Origin of the sequence: Sediminibacterium salmoneum NBRC 103935 (assembly GCF_000511175.1) — a bacterium.
Lineage (GTDB): Bacteria > Bacteroidota > Bacteroidia > Chitinophagales > Chitinophagaceae > Sediminibacterium > Sediminibacterium salmoneum.
In genome coordinates, this window is record NZ_KI866530.1 from 319,103 (window position 1) to 337,164 (window position 18,062).

12 protein-coding genes and 1 pseudogene are annotated in these 18,062 nt (G+C 39.6%); 9 read left to right on the plus strand and 4 right to left on the minus strand.

Annotated features, from left to right (window positions below; translation table 11 throughout):
* Nucleotides 1-11: 11 nt before the first annotated feature.
* Nucleotides 12-2,267, minus strand: a complete 2,256-nt coding sequence (locus tag P767_RS15285) for a T9SS type A sorting domain-containing protein (RefSeq protein ID WP_051416976.1) — start codon at nt 2,265-2,267, stop codon at nt 12-14.
* Between the two features lie 156 nt (nt 2,268-2,423).
* Complete coding sequence (locus P767_RS0101710) at nt 2,424-3,056, minus strand: hypothetical protein (RefSeq protein ID WP_026763162.1); 633 nt, start codon at nt 3,054-3,056, stop codon at nt 2,424-2,426.
* 151 nt (nt 3,057-3,207) lie between these two features.
* Between P767_RS0101710 and P767_RS0101715 the strand changes: the two genes are divergently transcribed.
* The 3 genes from P767_RS0101715 (at nt 3,208) to P767_RS15290 (ending at nt 9,037) form a co-directional block, all read left to right on the plus strand.
* Nucleotides 3,208-5,766 carry a PIG-L family deacetylase gene (locus tag P767_RS0101715; protein ID WP_037351528.1) on the plus strand — a complete coding sequence of 853 codons (2,559 nt, stop codon included), beginning with the start codon at nt 3,208-3,210 and terminating at the stop codon, nt 5,764-5,766.
* A 260-nt stretch (nt 5,767-6,026) separates the two neighbouring features.
* Complete coding sequence (locus P767_RS0101730) at nt 6,027-7,733, plus strand: sodium:solute symporter family protein (protein ID WP_026763164.1); 1,707 nt, start codon at nt 6,027-6,029, stop codon at nt 7,731-7,733.
* 32 nt (nt 7,734-7,765) lie between these two features.
* The gene (locus P767_RS15290) at nt 7,766-9,037 is read left to right on the plus strand and encodes an alpha-amylase family glycosyl hydrolase (RefSeq protein ID WP_037351530.1); all 1,272 of its coding nucleotides are present in this window, start codon (nt 7,766-7,768) and stop codon (nt 9,035-9,037) included.
* Nucleotides 9,038-9,121: 84 nt separating this feature from the next.
* Here P767_RS15290 and P767_RS0101740 read toward each other — a convergent pair whose 3' ends face one another.
* On the minus strand, nt 9,122-10,642 hold the full coding sequence (locus P767_RS0101740) for a S1C family serine protease (RefSeq protein ID WP_026763165.1): 1,521 nt from the start codon (nt 10,640-10,642) through the stop codon (nt 9,122-9,124).
* Nucleotides 10,643-10,768: 126 nt separating this feature from the next.
* Nucleotides 10,769-11,767, minus strand: coding sequence for an acyl-CoA reductase (locus tag P767_RS0101745; protein ID WP_026763166.1), 999 nt, complete (start codon nt 11,765-11,767; stop codon nt 10,769-10,771).
* A gap of 61 nt (nt 11,768-11,828) precedes the next feature.
* Between P767_RS0101745 and P767_RS0101750 the strand changes: the two genes are divergently transcribed.
* From P767_RS0101750 to trhO, 6 genes and pseudogenes are all read left to right on the plus strand, one after another.
* Nucleotides 11,829-12,176 (plus strand): 4Fe-4S dicluster domain-containing protein, encoded by a 348-nt coding sequence (locus P767_RS0101750; RefSeq protein WP_026763167.1) that lies wholly within the window; start codon nt 11,829-11,831, stop codon nt 12,174-12,176.
* 16 nt (nt 12,177-12,192) lie between these two features.
* The gene (locus P767_RS0101755) at nt 12,193-13,173 is read left to right on the plus strand and encodes a D-alanine--D-alanine ligase (RefSeq protein WP_026763168.1); all 981 of its coding nucleotides are present in this window, start codon (nt 12,193-12,195) and stop codon (nt 13,171-13,173) included.
* Between the two features lie 26 nt (nt 13,174-13,199).
* Nucleotides 13,200-14,018, plus strand: coding sequence for a PASTA domain-containing protein (locus P767_RS15295; RefSeq protein ID WP_051416978.1), 819 nt, complete (start codon nt 13,200-13,202; stop codon nt 14,016-14,018).
* A 9-nt stretch (nt 14,019-14,027) separates the two neighbouring features.
* The gene (locus P767_RS0101765) at nt 14,028-14,336 is read left to right on the plus strand and encodes a rhodanese-like domain-containing protein (RefSeq protein ID WP_026763169.1); all 309 of its coding nucleotides are present in this window, start codon (nt 14,028-14,030) and stop codon (nt 14,334-14,336) included.
* 121 nt (nt 14,337-14,457) lie between these two features.
* Nucleotides 14,458-16,865 (plus strand): annotated as a pseudogene (locus P767_RS0101770) (DUF5686 and carboxypeptidase regulatory-like domain-containing protein).
* Between the two features lie 88 nt (nt 16,866-16,953).
* Nucleotides 16,954-18,051: an oxygen-dependent tRNA uridine(34) hydroxylase TrhO gene (gene trhO / locus P767_RS0101780; protein WP_026763172.1), complete on the plus strand. Its 1,098-nt coding sequence runs from the start codon at nt 16,954-16,956 to the stop codon at nt 18,049-18,051.
* Nucleotides 18,052-18,062: the final 11 nt, after the last annotated feature.

The window sequence follows — 18,062 nt, forward strand, 5'->3', positions numbered from 1 at the left end:
CTTTTTGCATTTTAGTTACTCTTTATAAAACTCAGGGTTTGTTTCTGATTGCTGTTTCTTATTTCCAGGTAGTAGATGCCGGTTGGAAGAGAAGCCATATTCAACTGAAAAGTATTACTTGTGGTTACGGACTGTGAAACCCTCTTCCCGATGCTGTTATATACCGTTAAATGCTGTTGTTTCCCATTTTGTAATCCCTGAATGGTAATAGTATGTTTTACAGGATTAGGAAATAGCTGAATACCAGTAACAGTTGTAGGATTAACTCCGGTTCGGCCAACCGGTTTCACAAAAACGGGTGTTTCAGAGGCATTTACGATGATATTTCCATTGTTCACTTTTAATTTAATCACAGCCATTTCACTGGCACCTGCTGTGGGGGTATAGATGTAGGCTGAATCGGCATTGCCCAGCTGTAAGGTATAAACTCCGGTTCTGCCTTTTTCATCAGGAATATATACCACATACATTTTGCCTGTATCGTTAAGTAAATATTCATCCACCGTGGGGTCTGCGTTAAGGGATTGATTAAATACATAATTTCCAAACAGCTTTTTTGTCTGGTTTACATAATCTGCAGCAGGCCTGTTATTCAATGCGTCACCCAATAAACCGCTGGTTGCATATAGTTGGGGTGACCCTGAATTATCATCTTCCAGTTGGTAAAAAAACTGCTTTTCAATTCCATTTCTGGCATATAAAAGAGCAGTTCTGAGCAGCCAGTCTGCCTGTGTTTGTAATACAGTTTTATTCCCTACGGCAATGGCTTTATTAGGACTTCCGGGGTTGATATCATAACCTGTTTCTGTAACCCAAACAGGCATATTGTTTAGATAAATAGCTGAATTAAGCAGGAATGCTTTTGCTGTTGAATCAGCATTGGCGTTTGCCGATTTTAGTTCAGGTGCAATACCACGCTGCGTTTTTGTGTCATTGGTGTAAAGATGATAATTGATGATGTCCCAGCAAATATTTACGGATCCGTCGGGATGAAAGCCTCTGAACTCTTTGCACCAGTCTATCATACCTCTGAAATAGTCTGTTGAAGCCAACGCAACGCCTGCCATTACAACTTGGATGGTGCTATCAGCATTTTTTACTCCAACATTTATTCCTAGTGTTTTTTTATGCCCGTCGTAGAAAGCAGATAAATTGGCCGCATACTCTCTTCCGGTCTGATAAGCTTTTCTTCCCTTCCACCACTTGTCTCTTTCATTTTCGCATTCTATGTATTCAATCAGTCCCAGTCCGATTTTTACGGTATTGATTTCATCACCTGTAAATCTGGAGGAATCGAATACCGACAATAAGCCCGGATTAATATTCTTGTTTTTACCATAACGTGCCACATACTGAAAACCCAGTTTAGCCTGTTCAATATAAGAGGCTGGATCACTAAGGTCTTTGCCATAGAATACCGGATTGTTTTCATTGTCTTTCAAATTATCCGGATAGGATGCCAGCATCCAGTCTGGTAATGTTTTTAAGCAGGCTAATACAGGAATGCCCTCTTTTTTACAGGCTTCATAAATTGCATCGTAATTCCAGCTACCACTTCGGGTAGGACTATAGGTGTAACTGCCCTGCCTGTATTCGAGTTTCTGCCAATCCATATAGTGTCTGAATCCTCCAAACTGCTTTACTGTATTTAATCTTTTTGGGTCAATGCCAAATGGGTCTGTTCTTGCGTCTGAAAAGTTCCACTCATACCCATTAATTCCCAGTAATCCTGAAATCGGATTTTTCTTTTTGATGACCGGATTTACGGGTAATGGTGCATTGTAGGTTCCGTACAATTCCATTTCAGAAGGATAATCATTTTGCGATACCAGCATCAGATACATGATATTGGTAGCAGGTGTATCCAGCTGAATAATATCGGGTCTGTTTGGATAAGGGCCAACCCATCTGTCGTATTTACTGCCATCGAATGAAGCGATGGGTTTTCTTGTCCAGTTGCTGTCTATAATGTACAGCACAAAGGGCTGCGAACTCATTCCTACCCAATCGTAGAATCGAATGCTTTGAATTACCATCGATTCTCCCTTCAGTAAAGGGTAATAAGATTCGTGCAGTGGTATAATTTTATCGTACTGGGCATCTACAGGGGTATATAAATCACCGTCTGTTAATTGCTGTAGACCTTTTTCTGCATTGGTTAACTGATACCATCTATTTCCATCCAATGGTATTTTCTGACTCGACTGAGCAAATGAAAAATGCGTAAGCAGGAAACTAAATATTAAAACTGAAATTGGTTTGCTCATATTGAAATAAATAAAAGAATGCACTTTGTTTATGCAAAATAAACAGGTTTCTGTTTCTTAGAGTCATTTCACTGGTTGAATGTTGTACAGCAGGGGTATAAAAACAAAAAACCGGTCAAAAAAGATTGACCGGTTAAAGAATCCAATTTTTCTAAACTAAAACAAAAATTTAAATCCAAATGAAAGTGGGGTAGTCAATGTTGGATTGCTTCCACCTAAAGCACTATTGTATGCGCTTTCTACATTGGCTACATGAGCCAGAGAGAAATCGGTAATGGTTGTTTTATTACCTGTTTTTGGAGTCAAGGTAGTAAAGGACAGATTGGCAAGGTTGTAAGAAAACTCAACACTGAAATGTTTACCCAGAATCATATCTAAGCCACCGGATGCTGCTAATCCTATCTGTGTTACTTTCAGTTCGCTTTGCTTTTCCTTACCGCTGATGATGGGTGCAGCCAACTGACCAAAGAAATACATGCTGCCCGCAACATTCCAGTATTTTCTTACCAATGGCTGGAATACAAATAAACTGGTATTGGCATTCGTAGTAGCACCGGTAACTGATTTTATATTAACTGTTCCAATACCAGCACCAATGGCTACGGATGGAGATACAAAAGTTCCTACAATTGGTAACACCGTTAAATTGGTACTCTTGTTGGTTCCGGTTTTTGTTTGTGTGTAGCCAAACTGAGAAGTGGCAAAACTAACTCCCTGTAATCCTTTCTTCTGAGCGTTAGCTCCAAGGCTAACAACAATAAGCAATAAAGCTGTCATTAATTTTTTCATAAACAATAATTTTATGCGAAGCTAAGTGGCTAATACTGAGCGAAATATGACCTGCATTACTCTCAATTATGATACTCATCATATTTTTATTTGAATGGGTAAGCAAGAGTGATAACTATGGTTATCTTCGTTTAAACACCAATTTTATACTATGCTTTCGAATGTAGTGAATAGATACTTAGTCTTGGTCTTTTTTGCAGCCTGTGGCATGGGCGTTTCCAGTCTGAATGCACAATTGCCGGAACCGATGGGAAGTGCTGCCATTTTTCAGGAGTTGCAAAAATTGAAAGTAGCAGGTAGTGTATTATATATTGCTGCGCATCCGGACGATGAAAACAACAGTCTTTTGCCTTATCTGGCAAAAGAAAAAAAGTACAGGACTGCCTATCTCAGTTTAACCAGAGGAGATGGGGGACAAAACCTGATTGGTTCTGAGCAGGGGATTGATCTGGGTCTTATCCGAACCCAGGAATTACTGGCAGCAAGAAAAATTGATGGTTCAGAACAATATTTTACCAGTGCCTATGAGTTTGGGTTCAGTAAAACCTCTAATGAGACACTTTCTATATGGGATCAGCAAAAAGTGCTGGCTGATATGGTATGGGTAATCAGAAAGTTTCAGCCCGATATTATTATCAACCGTTTTCCTCCCGATGCAAGAGCCGGACATGGTCATCATGCATCTTCTGCCATTTTATCCATACAAGCTTTTAAAGCTGCCGGAGATCCGAATCAATTTCCCGAACAGTTAAAAAAAGGAGTAAGTGTATGGCAGGCCAAACGTTTGTTGTGGAATACTTTCAATTTTGGAGGAGCCAATACAACCAGTGAAAATCAGTTAAAAATCAATGCAGGCGTTTATAATCCATTTCTGGGTCAGAGTTATGGTGAGGTAGGAGGAGAAGCCAGATCAATGCACAAAAGTCAGGGAGAGGGAAGGCCCAGAAGAAAAGGTCCTCTTTATGAATATTTTGTAACGATTGCGGGAGATTCTGCTAAAACTCAGTTAATGGATGGGGTAACAACAGATTGGAGCAGATTTGGACATTCAGGCAAAATAGTTGAACAGAAAATAGATGAATTGATTCATGATTTTCAATTTGTAAAACCTGAGAATGCAGTTGCAAAATTAGTTGAATTGTATCGGCAGGTTCAAATGATTCAGATGAATGCAACATGGAAGGATCAGAAATTATCGGATATAACGCGATTAATTGCAGCTAGCGCCGGATTGGTGGCCGAAGCAACTACTGAAATGGAATTCGCTGTTCCCGGAGAAAAACTGGGTATTCAATTCCAGATAAATAAAAGAACGGATGCAAATATTAATTTGATGCAGATACAATTGATGTCGAAGGGTAAAGCAGCTTTTGATTCGTCCATACAGCTGGCTTTACAAAATAATATCAATTTCAATTTAACCTATCAGTATACGGTTCCTACGAATCAGCCTCTTAGTCAGCCTTATTGGCTGGCATCTCCTATGAAAGACATGGGTACATTTAATGTAACCAATCAGGATTTGATTGGGCTTGCCAATTCCTTGCCAGACTTTGAAGTCATTTTTACCTTTAGTATTAACGGAGAAAAAATGAATCTTAGGTCACCGGTACAATATAAATATGTAGACCTTGTAAGAGGCGAATTGTACGAGCCTCTTACGGTGATTCCACCCGTTTTGGTTTCTCTGAACAAAAAAGTAATTTTTTCAGATTTAAAAACACCGGACAATAAGGCAATAGTACAACCCGATATTCTACTTCAGTTCAAGTCTAATTTTACTGCTGCTGCTGTTCCCGTAAAGCTGGGTTTAAAAGACGAGAAAAACTTACTTGTATCCAAAGACACCAGTTATAATTTAATTGCGGGAAATATCTATCCCTATTCACTTTCGCTGTCTGAAGTACTTAAAAAGAAAAAAGGGAATACCATAACAGGAGAGGTTCAGCTAAAGCGCAACGAGCAATCTTTTTCTTTTGATCAGCAATTAAAGTCCATTCGATATGACCATATTCCTGCTATCAATTACTTATACAAAGATCAGATTCAATTGATTGATGAGCCTGTTTTTTCAACGCCAAAAAAAGTAGGATATATAGTTGGAGCCGGCGATAAGGTGCCGGAAGCATTAATGCAACTGGGTCACACTGTTGATATTTTACATGAGTCTGATATTGCTGCATCGAAGCTGGAACAATATGCAGCTGTTGTGGTTGGAATTCGTGCGTATAATATTCATGAGTGGCTTACCAATAAGAACGATGTGCTAAATCAATACATAGAAAATGGCGGCCACTTAATTGTGCAATACCTCAAGAATAATTTAATAGGAAATAAGCGGGTAAAAGTTGGGCCTTACGATTTTTCTGTTTCAAATGTAAGGGTAACAGAAGAGAAAGCGTCTGTAGAATTGCTGAATGCAAAACACCCTTTTATGAATTTTCCCAACCGGATTGGCGAGAAGGATTTTGATAACTGGATTCAGGAAAGAAGTACTTATCAGATGGAGCCGGTGAAAGCACCTTATGAAGCTTTCTTTCAAATGAAGGATAGCAACGATGCACCTACAAAGGGTAGTCTTGTGACGGCCAAATATGGGAAAGGGTATTTTACCTATGTTAGCCTGGTATTATTCCGGCAATTACCAGCCGGAGTGCCGGGTAGTTATAAATTATTGGCTAACTTAATTGCCGCTACTGATAATAAATAACTATGCAACCTAGAAAGAAAATAAGTTTTTTTTGCTTGTTATTATTGGGGTAGTTGTTGGACTGTTTCTGAAAAATGTTAAAGCGGGACTGTTGATTGGACTGGCATTGGGATTATTGGGGGGAGGACTACTTAATTCAAGATCAAGAAAATGAAAGAGAAAATACCCTTGTTTAAATCCTGGCGCAGCTGGTATATTTTCATACTGGTTGTATTGCTGTGTCAGATTGTTTTATTTGAATGGATGACAAACTTATTTAAATGAGACTTACAGACTGGATTGTTTTAATTATTACGCTTACTGGCATTATTGCTTATGGTGTTTACAAAAGTAAGACCAGTAAAGACATGGAAGGTTATTTTCTGAGTAACCGAAATATGCCCTGGTATATTGTGCTGCTGAGTATCATGGGTACACAAGCCAGTGCCATTACTTTTCTCTCAGCTCCCGGGCAGGCATTTACCGATGGGATGCGTTTTGTTCAGTATTATTTTGGTATCCCCATAGCAATGGTGGTATTGTGTATCACATTCGTTCCGCTATTCAGCAAATTGAAAGTGATTACTGCCTATGAATATCTTGAACAACGCTTTGATGTTAAAACAAGAACCTTTACATCAGCACTTTTTTTATTGTCAAGAGGATTGTCTACAGGAATCAGTATTTACGCGCCTTCCATCATCTTGTCTTCCCTAATGGGTTGGGATATTTATTATACCAATATTGTAATGGGTGGATTGTTAATTGTGTATACAGTTACCGGTGGTGCAAAAGCGGTGGCCTACACTCAGCAGATACAGCTAATCATCATTTTTATCGGGATGTTTATTGCAGGTTATCTGATTGTAAAACATTTGCCGGAAAATGTAGGATTTAGTGAAGCGCTGGCAGTTAGTGGTGCAGCCGGGAAAATGAATGTGATTACAACCGGGTTTACTGAAAACGGGTTTGACTGGAAAGACAGATATAATATTATCAGTGGTATTATTGGTGGTTTTTTTCTGGCTCTCTCTTATTTTGGTACAGATCAGTCACAGGTGGGTAGATACCTGACAGCCAAAAGTGAATCAGAAAGTAAGTTAGGATTACTCATGAATGGATTGGTAAAAGTACCGATGCAGTTTTTTATTCTTTTGCTTGGGGCACTGTTATTTACCTTTTATCAGTTTAATCCTTCACCTATTTTCTTTAACAGAGCTGCGGAGGATAAAGCTATGCAGACCTCTTACAGGGATTCATTGCTTCAAATAAGATATCAGTTTGAGGAGCAGCAATTTAATCAGCAGGCGAATAGCAAATTGTACATATTGAAATCTACACCCGCATTAAAAGATAGTGTGGCGTTGGGGGCTGAAAAATTGGCCACCCTTAAAAAAGAGTATAAAACCGTCATTAAAAAAGCAGTGCCTGCTGCAGATACCAATGATACCAACTATATTTTTTTAAGATTTGTGGTAGACTTCTTGCCAGCAGGGTTGGTGGGACTATTGATTGCCATTATTTTTCTGGCTGCCTGGGGGTCCATTGCTGCTGCGCTGAATTCGCTGGCATCCTGCACGATGGTAGATTTTCATAAGCGGTTTTTAAAGCAAAAACCTGAAACAGATCATGCAACGCAATCGTTGAAAGATTATCAGCTCTCTAAATGGTATACTTTTTTCTGGGGTATATTCTGCATTATCACCGCACAGTTTGCCACAGGCATGGGCAGTTTAATTGAAGCTGTAAATGTTTTAGGGTCGCTGTTTTACGGTGTTATTCTCGGGATTTTTTTAGTGGCATTTTATCTTAAAAAAATCGGAGGCACGGCTGTATTTTGGGCAGCGGTTATTGGCGAGTTGTTAGTGGTAGCATTATTCCTGCTGGATAAATACAATGTAATTGGGTTGGGCTTTTTATGGTTGAATGTAGCCGGTGCATTGGCTGTAATAGCTTTTAGTGTTGTTTTAGGTTTTTTAAAACGATAAACACTTATCTTACCGTATAAGATTGGGTAAACATGAAGTCATCTTTTCACGTAGTGCCATGGGCGCATACTGCTACTTTATATGAAGTTAATATTCGACAATATACACCAGAAGGTAGTTTTGCTGCATTTGCAAAACATCTGCCAAGGCTAAAGGAAATGGGGGTTACCATACTATGGCTGATGCCAATTACCCCTATAAGTATGGCTAACAGACAGGGGAGTTTAGGAAGTTATTATGCCTGTAGCAGTTACACAGATATCAATCCGGAATTTGGTAATAAAGAAGATTTTAAAGCATTGGTTGATAAAGCCCATTCCCTGGGATTGAAAGTGATTATTGACTGGGTGGCCAATCACACTGGTTGTGATCATCACTGGACATTGGACCATCCCGACTGGATTATGCAGGACGAAGAGGGAAACTTCACTGAAAAAAATGGCTGGAAAGATGTGATTGATTTGAATTTTGCCGTTCCGGAAATGAGACATGAACTCATTAAAGCCATGCGCTATTGGGTAAGTGAATTTGATATTGACGGTTTCCGTTGTGATATGGCTCATTTGGTGCCAATTGATTTTTGGCAGCAGGCAAGATTGAGTTGTGAATTAACCAAGCCCCTTTTCTGGTTGGCAGAATGTGAAGTGCAGGACTATCATCAGGTTTTTGATGCCACTTATGCCTGGTGGTGGATGCATGAAACAGGAAGATATGCAGAAGGGAATAGCAGTTTACATGAAATAAGAAATGTATTACATGCTTATTCGCAATACCCAAGACATGCGATTAAATTATTTTTTACCTCGAATCATGATGAGAATAGCTGGAATGGTACCGAATACGAGAAATATGGTTCAGCGGCGCTTGCATGGTCGGTATTTTCTTTTACATGGGCAGGCATGCCCTTAATTTACAGCGGTCAGGAAAATCCAATGCTGAAACGTTTGGCTTTTTTTGATAAGGATTTAATTGAATGGAAGGAACAGCCTTCCCTGCATACTTTTTATCAGAAGCTTACCAGCCTGAGAATGAGAAATGCTGCCATTTACAAAGGCGAAACGCATATACTTCCTTCCGATCAGGATCACTCATTGATGGCATTTTTCAGAAGAAGCGGCAAAGAAATAGTTTTGGTATTGTTGAATGTTTCAAAGCATAACAGATTGCGAATTTCTATTGACCATGACTGGTTAAAGGGAAGTTTCCGGAATGTATTTTCAGATTTGATATTTCAATTTAAGCAAGCTGAAAGCTTTGAATTGCAGGCAGGGGAGTACCTGGTGTATGAGAAAATAATTGATTGATTGCTTCTTAACAAAAATCCCCGCATCAATTATGCGGGGATTTTATTTTACTAGTTACCTTATTAAGGCAAGAAAATCTTTTTGTTATTCTTCAGTGATCTGCAGCGGGTAAGTATATCTTCCTTCAAATCCGGGATAGAATCCATCTATGCGGATGGTTCCGGTTTTTATATTTCCCAGTGCAATCTTCAGTTCGTCGAGATTTACAATTTCTTTTCCGTTGATACCAGTAATAACAAAGCCGTCTTCCATGCGGCTCTTGCTTAGTAAGCCATTTCCTACTTTCTTAACTAATACACCACCCGGAACATCATTAGCAGTGGCCACTTTCTTGTCTAGGTTTACCAGTTCTCCTCCCAGTTTTTCAATCACACTGCTGCGTCTAACCAAATCGGTATTTCCTGCTTTATTTTTCAGCGTAATTGTTACAGAATTTTCCTTTCCACCACGCTTGTATTGTACTGTAACCTTATCGCCGGGTTTGTAGCGGGCTACTTGTTCCTGTAATTCAGGACCACTGGTAATGTTAACACCCTGAATCTTCGTGATAATATCTCCTTTTTTTAATCCTGCACTTGCAGCAGCACCCCCTTCAGGAGTATCTGTAATATAAACACCTTCTCCTTCTTTGTAGGCAGTGCCTAACTCTTTTTCCAGTTCTCTCTTGGCTTCATCAGATAAGTTTTCCTTTGGATAACTGATTCCGATATACGCTCTTTGAACCGTACCGAATTTAACTATATCGGTTACTATTTTCTTAACCATATTTACTGGGATGGCATAAGAGTAACCTGCATAAGATCCGGTAGGAGAAGCAATGGCAGAGTTGATGCCAATTAATTCTCCATTGGTATTGATAAGCGCGCCACCGCTATTGCCCGGATTTACTGCGGCATCGGTTTGAATAAAGGATTCAATTGGGTTGGCTCCCTGTCTTCCATTGATATCAATTGATCTTGCTTTTGCACTGATAATGCCTGCAGTTACGGTTACGTCCAGACTAAAAGGATAGCCGATGGCCAATACCCATTGGCCTAATTTGGCGTCATCGCTATTGCCGTAAACAATATAAGGGAATGCCTTTCCTTCAATTTTAATTACAGCCAGATCGCTGTTTGGGTCCTGCCCAATTAATGTGGCTTTGTAGGATTTTTTATTGGCAAGCGTAACATTAATTTCATCCGCTCCGTCAATCACGTGGTTATTGGTGACGATATATCCATCTTCTGTTATGATGACACCACTTCCGCTGGCTCTTTGTTCAGGCTGTATTCTGGGGCCTCCGAAGAAATCGCCGAAATCATCACCGAACATATCCGAAAACGGATTACGCTGGCGTTGCGAACTGCTGATTTGTTTGGCCTTGGTTCTGGTTTTAATGTGCACAACGGCAGGGGTTCCCGTGGTGGCGGCTGCAGTAAAATCAATTGCATTGTTTGCCGCATTATTAGCACCACTCATAAATCCAGCATAATTCACTGGTAATTTCCCTTGTTCCTGAATTCCAGCCTGTTGGTTCTCCATATATTTACCGTAGCCCCAAACACTAGCTAGGGCGGTAGAGGCACTAATGCCTACGATCAGTAAACCATTTTTCCAATTCATATGCGCTGTTTGTTTTAATAAATTTAATCAATTAATGTGCCTATTCAATAGCAAATAAACAAAGCTGTTTAATTGACAGTTGACCAATGACACCATTTAACAAATTTTTCCGAAAAAATGTCATCTTTACAAGCCTGTTAAGAATTCCATGGTATCTATTCCATCTGCATAGTCGCTCAGTCCGGGGGTTTGGGCATGGCCAAATGGGATTAATCCCATCCCAACGATACATTGAATGGCTTCGTCTTTTTGCAACTGCTCTATCAGCATTTGTCTGTTCTGATAGTAGGCAAAATGCAGTTGACTTACCGGTGAAAAGGGAGAAGCATTTTCTGTAAGCACCATCAGGTCATTGTTCATATAGTACTTTCCCCCCATTATCAGTAAAGCCAGGTGATAGTCATAATTGTGTTTGTACTTGTGATAGTCAATAAATTCAGGATACTTCTTCAACGCAGCTAGCAAAGGTTGAAAATCATAATTTTCCGGCACATACACTTGTGTAACATTTCTGCAGCCTAAGCCAAAATACTGTAACACGTCATCTGCCAGCAAGGAAAGCGTTTCCTGCGATTCTGATCCATCCAGAATGGCAACAGAAGTTCTGTTTTTTCGGATGATATGGGGGTATTTGCCAAAATAATAATCAAAATAGCGGCTGGAATTATTACTTCCTGTAGCAATATAGGCGTCCAGGCCTTTTAGCTTATCAGCAAAAGAAACCCAGTTCTGTATTCTTACGTCCCATTCGTACAATTTGGCTATCAGGTGCTTGATAAGTACCTCGTCTTTTGATGAGGGTTTAATTACACTGATATTTCCTGAAACAAATACACAAAGGAAGTCGTGGAAACCCACCAACGGGATATTGCCAGCCATTACAATGCCGACCTGCTTCGGATGGGATAAAGCGTCCGGAATCTGATATTGATTGGCCCATGCCGTTAAATTATCTTCATCAAGAAAGCTTTGGGCAATTTGTTCGCTGGCTTTATTAATGAACTCCGGAACAAACCATTGGTTTTCACGATATGCTCTTTCTTTTACTTCCTGCCAGTCGGGGGTATTCGACAGAATATATTGACCTAATCGGGATAATAATCCAATTCGTTCTTGTAAAATCATTTGTCAACCGTATTTTTGGTACTGCAAAAGTAATTTTACAAACCTAACAAACCCATTTCGTATGGCAATCAAAATAACAGAAGAGTGTATCAATTGTGGGGCCTGTGAGCCAGAATGTCCTAATAATGCAATTTATGAAGGCGGAGTAGAGTGGGCTATTGCCGACGGTACTACCATCAAGGGGAGTTTTCAGTTAATGGACGGGTCAACGGTTGATGCAGACCAGCGTTTTGCTCCTATTAGTCTGGATACTTATTTTATTGTTCCCAATAAGTGTACTGAGTGTCAGGGATTTCATGAAGAACCACAGTGTGCGGCAGTTTGTCCGGTAGATTGTTGTGTTCCTGATGAAATGTATCAGGAAACGATTGATGAATTAATGGCTAAGAAGGCTAAAATGCATATTTAATTGCACAAATTATCAAATGAAGCGAAAAGTTGCATTGGTTACAGGAGGGTTGAGCGGAGAAGCGCAAATCAGTTACAAGAGTGCTTTAACGGTTGGCAATCATGTTGACCGGAATAAGTATACCGTTTATAAAATTGATATCAATGCCTCTGGTTGGTGGTATGAAGCAGCTTCAGGTGAAAAACTACCCGTGGATAAAGCAGATTTTTCCATTGTGGAGAACAATGAAAATATTGTTTTTGACGTGGCATTGATGTGCATTCATGGTACACCGGGTGAAGATGGAAAATTGCAGGGATATTTTGATTTGATTGGATTGCCTTATACCAGCTGTGACGCGGCCACTTCAGCATTAACCATGAACAAACGATATACCGTTGCGGTTGCTTCGTTTGGAGGTATTGCAGTAGCTAAGTCTATGCATTTGTTCAGTCATACACCTGTTCCCGCAAGCGAAATACTTTCCCAACTGCAATTGCCCTTGTTTGTAAAACCCAATAATGGGGGCAGTAGTATAGGTATGAGTAAAGTGAACAGCGCAGAAGAACTGGAACCCGCTATAGTTAAAGCTTTCAGGGAAGATCACCAGATTCTGGTAGAAGAATTTATTGGTGGCAGAGAATTTACCATTGGAGTATTTAAGCAGGATGGTATAATTAAGGTTTTACCTATTACTGAAATAACAACCCAGAATGAGTTCTTCGATTTTGAAGCCAAGTATCAGGGAAAAAGCATTGAAACAACGCCGGCGGTTATTGATGAAAAAATGAAAGCTTCTCTGGAAGCTGCAGCAAAAAGGGTCTATGAAATCTTCAATTGCAGAGGAGTAGTAAGGGTAGATTTTATTTACGACACAAAGCAACAGAAACCGTTTATGCTGGAAGTAAATACGGTGCCCGGACAAAGCGATGCTTCTGTAATCCCTCAGCAGGTGAGGGCAATGGGGATGAGTCTGACTGATTTTTATTCAGCGGTAATTGAGCAGGCATTTCACTAAATTATTTCCTAAATTAATAATAGCAAGTGTTCAAATTCATTACAGATAAACCACTTTGGGTAAACATCTTAACAGGGATAGGAATTATTCTTCTGTTAATACTTTTATTTTTTGGATCACTTGACTGGATAACCGGATATGGCAAGTTTGAGAAAGTGCCCAATGTTGCCGGACAGCATATTATTGCTGCACAAAAATTACTGGAAGATCAGGGTTTTGAAGTAGTTATTCAGGATTCAGTTTATATTGACACCATCGCCAAGCAGGCTGTAATTAGACAGTCTCCTGAAGCAGATGCCATTGTAAAAACAGGCAGAAGGATTTATTTAACGCTGAACAGAACCATTCCGCCACAAGTGGAAATGCCCAATCTTACTGGTTTCTCAATCAGAAGTGCAGAAATGTATTTGCAAAGCCTTGGTTTAAAGCTGGGCTTTGTTACCTATAAACCGGATATAGCCCGTAATGCCGTTTTGGAGCAATTGATTAATGGAACTCCGGTTAAACCCGGACAGAAAGTTCCAATTGGTACAATTATTAACCTGGTGTTGGGGAGCGGTATTGGCGGAGATGAATTGGATGTTCCTGATTTGGTTGGACTTACGCTTGATCAGGCAAGAGCAACGCTTACCGGTATGAATATTAATATAGGCTCAATTATAGCAGCCGGTTCAGTAAGAGACTCTTCCACTGCTTTTGTTATCCGGCAAAATCCTCCTCTTTGGAGTGATGTTCCGGGGATAGATGGCAATCCTGCAAAAAATAAAATAAGATCCGGTCAATTAATCGACCTTTACATAAGTGAACAGGCACCGGTAAAAGATACCGTAAATCATCATCCTTAATAATAATATATGCAAACAATAACTGTAGAAGAATTAAAAGCCAAACTAGATAGTGGAGAGCCAATTAATCTGGTAGATGTAAGAGAACCCCACGAAAGAGCCGATTTTAATATTGGTGGAATGCATATACCACTGGGTCATATTCAAACCATGCAGTTGGATGAAATAGAACACCTGAAAAACGAACCTGTCTACATGTATTGCAGAAGCGGAAACAGAAGTGGACAGGCTTGTCTGATTCTGGAAACAGCAGGCTTCTCTAACCTGATTAATGTAACAGGTGGGATGCTAGCCTGGCAGGATCGCATAAAAGGTTAATAAATTAACATCAATTTATAGAGCCCCAACCTGTATTATCAGGTATTGGGGCTTTTTTTGTATTCAAATTATTTTTATGTGTAAAAAGGCAGCAGTTCTGTTATTATTCTTTCTTGCTCAGATGCCTGTATGGGCCAATACCGTTTCAGGAATCATAAGTTCTGCTTCCAATCAGTCTCCCCTGCCTTTTTCTTCGGTTCTGGTGAAAGGAACAACCAGTGGGGCAACCGCCAATAGCAATGGATTTTATAGTTTGTTACTTAGTCCGGGAAAGTACACACTGGTGTTTCAATATATTGGATATCAATCGCAGGAAAAAAATATTGTAGTTGGCAATCAGCCAATCAAGCTTGATATTTTTCTGGTAAACCAAACCTACCAGTTAAATGAAGTAATTGTAAAAACCGGCGGAGAAGATCCTGCTTATGGTATAATAAGAAATGCCATTGCCAGCAGAAAAGCTAATGCAACAGAAATTAAGCAGTTTTCTGCTGAAGTTTATATAAAAGGACAAATGCAGCTTCGTGATTATCCCAAAAGTTTTCTGGGTCAGAAAGTAGATTTTGAAGACGGGGATACCAGTAAAAGGAAAATGTTGTTTCTATCAGAAACAATTGCGAAGTATTCGGTAAGTGAACCCAATCAGAAAAAAGTAGAGATTGTTTCAACAAAAGTAAGTGGCAGAAGTAATGGATTTGGTTTTGGCAATCCACAGATTATTTCTTTCTACGACAATATGGTTTCCCTGGGAGATGGATTGAATCCAAGAGGGTTTATATCCCCCATATCCGATAATGCCTTGAATTTTTACAAGTATAAATTTGAAGGTACATTTTATGAGTCAGGAAAAGAAATCAACCGCATACGTGTAATACCCAGAAGAAACTACGAGCCCTTATTTACAGGGTATATTCATATAACAGAAAACGACTGGCATATACAGAGTGTTGATCTTAAACTGGTGAGAGAGCAACAGATGCAACTGCTGGATTCATTGGTTATTCAGCAACAATATGTTCCTTTAAAATCGTTTTGGGTAATTAAACAACAAATGATTTATCCTTATGGTAAATTCTTTGGTTTCGATTTTTTCGGAAATTTCCTGCAGGTATACAATCAGTTTGATATTACGCCTGTTTTTAAACCCCGGTTTTTTAATAATGTAATTCGCCGTTATGAAGATAGTGCCAATAAAAAACCAATGACTTATTGGGATAGTATCCGTCCATTACCCTTGTTGGCTGAAGAAGTAAGGGATTATCAGAAAAAAGACAGCCTGGAGAAAGTAAGGGAATCCCCGGCCTACCTGGATTCACTGGATAAAATAAGAAACAAGATAAGTATCGGGTCTGTTTTGCTTACTGGCAAAACCTTTTCTAAAAGAAAAGAAAAAACAACTTTTCGTATTGATCCGCTTATTAATTCTTTAAACTTTAATACAGTGGAAGGAGGTGTTTTATTGGTGGCACCTCAGTGGAGAAAACAATACGAGGGTAGAAAATCATTAACCATTACGCCTGAATTCCGGTATGGATTTGCGAACAGGCATTTTAATCCTTCACTTGCCTTGAATTATAGTTTTGGGAAAAAGTATTTTCAGTCTTTGCAGATTGCGGGGGGTAAAAAGGTTTTTCAGTTTAACAATGCTGCTCCTATTTCTGAACCCATTAACTCTATTTATACGCTTTTGCGAGAACAGAATTTCATGAAAATTTATGAGGCGGATTTTTTCCGAATCAATTATAATGCGGGTATTGGAAATGGGTTGAACTTTTCGGGTTCTCTTCAATACCAGAATAGAAGACCTTTGAATAATCTTCCTGATATTGCTTTCTGGAAAGATTTTCCCAACAGATCTTTTACGGGTAATTATCCTTCTGAAATGGGGGCAGGACCCATGCAGCCTAATCAGGCATTGCTGCTGAATGCCAGCCTGACCTGGATTCCAGGTGCAAGGTATATTGAATACCCTGATCGCAAAGTGAATATTGGTTCCGGTTATCCCACATTTAATTTATCTGTTACCAAAGCCATTTCAGGTATTTTGGGTGCCGACGCAGATTATACCAAATGGCGATTGAATATTTCTGATGAAATGAATCTGGGACTTGCCGGTGAATTGAAATATGCATTTTCCACAGGTGGATTTTTACAAAAACAAAAGTATTTGAACCCGATCAGATTCATTTTATTGGCAACCAGGTTATTCTGGCCAGCCCTTTCACCAGTTCTTTTCAGCTGGCTCCTTATTATAGGTTCAGCAACACTGCAGCATTGTATGGAACAGGTCATATTGAATACCATTTGAATGGTTTATTAACCAATAAAATTCCGGGCTTTAAGAAGCTGAATTGGTTTCTGGTTACCGGTGCCAATGCATTGATGCTGGAGAAGGGGAATTATTATGTAGAATATTTTGCTGGTCTGGAAAATATCTTCAAGGTTATTCGGGTGGATTATATACGCTCTGTTGAACTGGGGGGCGCTCAGCGTTCGGGTATCCGGATTGCATTGCCTGTTGGAAGATAATTTGTACTTTTGCTGTGAATTTTGGCTGCCCTGCAAGCAGCTCCATTGTTTAACGGAACATAGCAGCAGCTATGTCTAAAATTTATTTATGGCAGTACTACATAATCGTGTCTCCAATAAGGAGCTAAAGGAACGTTTGATGCAAGAAACGTTCAAAAGAATTACGATTAGTTTTTATCGTTATTTCCCAGTTCAGAATCCACAGGAGTTCAGGGACCAGCTGTACAAAATGTACAATGCCATTTCGGTGTTTGGAAGGGTATATATTGCCAAAGAAGGAATCAATGCACAGATCAGCGTTCCGGAACATCATATGGATGAATTTAAAAGCATCATGAACTCCATTCCCGGACTGGAAGATTTGCGATTGAATATTGCTGTAGAAGATCCTTCTGGTTTAAATGATCCATTAACACAAGGGAAAAGTTTCTGGGTGCTCAAAATAAAAGTCAGAGATAAAATTGTGGCGGACGGCATTGATGATCCTGCATTTTCTATGGAGCGTAAAGGCAAGTATTTAAATGCAGCCCAGATGAACGAAATGCTGAACGATCCCAATACCATTGTGATTGATATGCGCAATCACTACGAATATGAAGTGGGACATTTTGCCAATGCGGTTGAAATTCCTTCCGACACATTCAGGGAACAGTTGCCCATGGCAGTGGAAATGTTGCAGGGTAAGGAAGATAAAAACGTAGTGATGTATTGTACGGGAGGAATCAGATGTGAGAAAGCCAGTGCTTACATGTTACACAAAGGATTTGAAAAAGTGTATCATTTGGAAGGGGGCATTATTCATTACGCCAATGAAATCAAGCGTCAGGAACTGGAGCCCAAATTCATTGGGAAGAACTTTGTTTTTGATGACAGGCTGGGAGAGCGGATTACCGAGGATATTATTGCACATTGTCATCAGTGTGGAGCTGTATGTGATAGCCATACCAACTGTAAGAATGATGGTTGCCATTTACTTTTTATACAATGTACTTCCTGTGCAGAAAAATATGAAGGATGTTGCAGTAAAGAGTGTAAAGACACCATTCATATGCCTGCTGAAAGACAGGCTGAAATTAGAAAAGGCATTGATAAGGGGCGTAATATTTTTAATAAAAGCCAGGCCAGGATCAGACCCAGGCTGGATGAAATAATACAGGCAAAAAAAGAAATGGGGCAGGAGATTTAATCCTGCCTCAT

Bases quoted from the DNA above. Each gene is read 5' to 3' on its own strand.
- P767_RS15285 (WP_051416976.1), bottom strand. From the start codon at position 2,267: ATGAGCAAACCAATTTCAGTTTTAATATTTAGTTTCCTGCTTACGCAT.
- P767_RS0101710 (WP_026763162.1), bottom strand. From the start codon at position 3,056: ATGAAAAAATTAATGACAGCTTTATTGCTTATTGTTGTTAGCCTTGGA.
- P767_RS0101715 (WP_037351528.1), top strand. From the start codon at position 3,208: ATGCTTTCGAATGTAGTGAATAGATACTTAGTCTTGGTCTTTTTTGCA.
- P767_RS0101730 (WP_026763164.1), top strand. From the start codon at position 6,027: ATGAGACTTACAGACTGGATTGTTTTAATTATTACGCTTACTGGCATT.
- P767_RS15290 (WP_037351530.1), top strand. From the start codon at position 7,766: ATGAAGTCATCTTTTCACGTAGTGCCATGGGCGCATACTGCTACTTTA.
- P767_RS0101740 (WP_026763165.1), bottom strand. From the start codon at position 10,642: ATGAATTGGAAAAATGGTTTACTGATCGTAGGCATTAGTGCCTCTACC.
- P767_RS0101745 (WP_026763166.1), bottom strand. From the start codon at position 11,767: ATGATTTTACAAGAACGAATTGGATTATTATCCCGATTAGGTCAATAT.
- P767_RS0101750 (WP_026763167.1), top strand. From the start codon at position 11,829: ATGGCAATCAAAATAACAGAAGAGTGTATCAATTGTGGGGCCTGTGAG.
- P767_RS0101755 (WP_026763168.1), top strand. From the start codon at position 12,193: ATGAAGCGAAAAGTTGCATTGGTTACAGGAGGGTTGAGCGGAGAAGCG.
- P767_RS0101765 (WP_026763169.1), top strand. From the start codon at position 14,028: ATGCAAACAATAACTGTAGAAGAATTAAAAGCCAAACTAGATAGTGGA.
- trhO (WP_026763172.1), top strand. From the start codon at position 16,954: ATGGCAGTACTACATAATCGTGTCTCCAATAAGGAGCTAAAGGAACGT.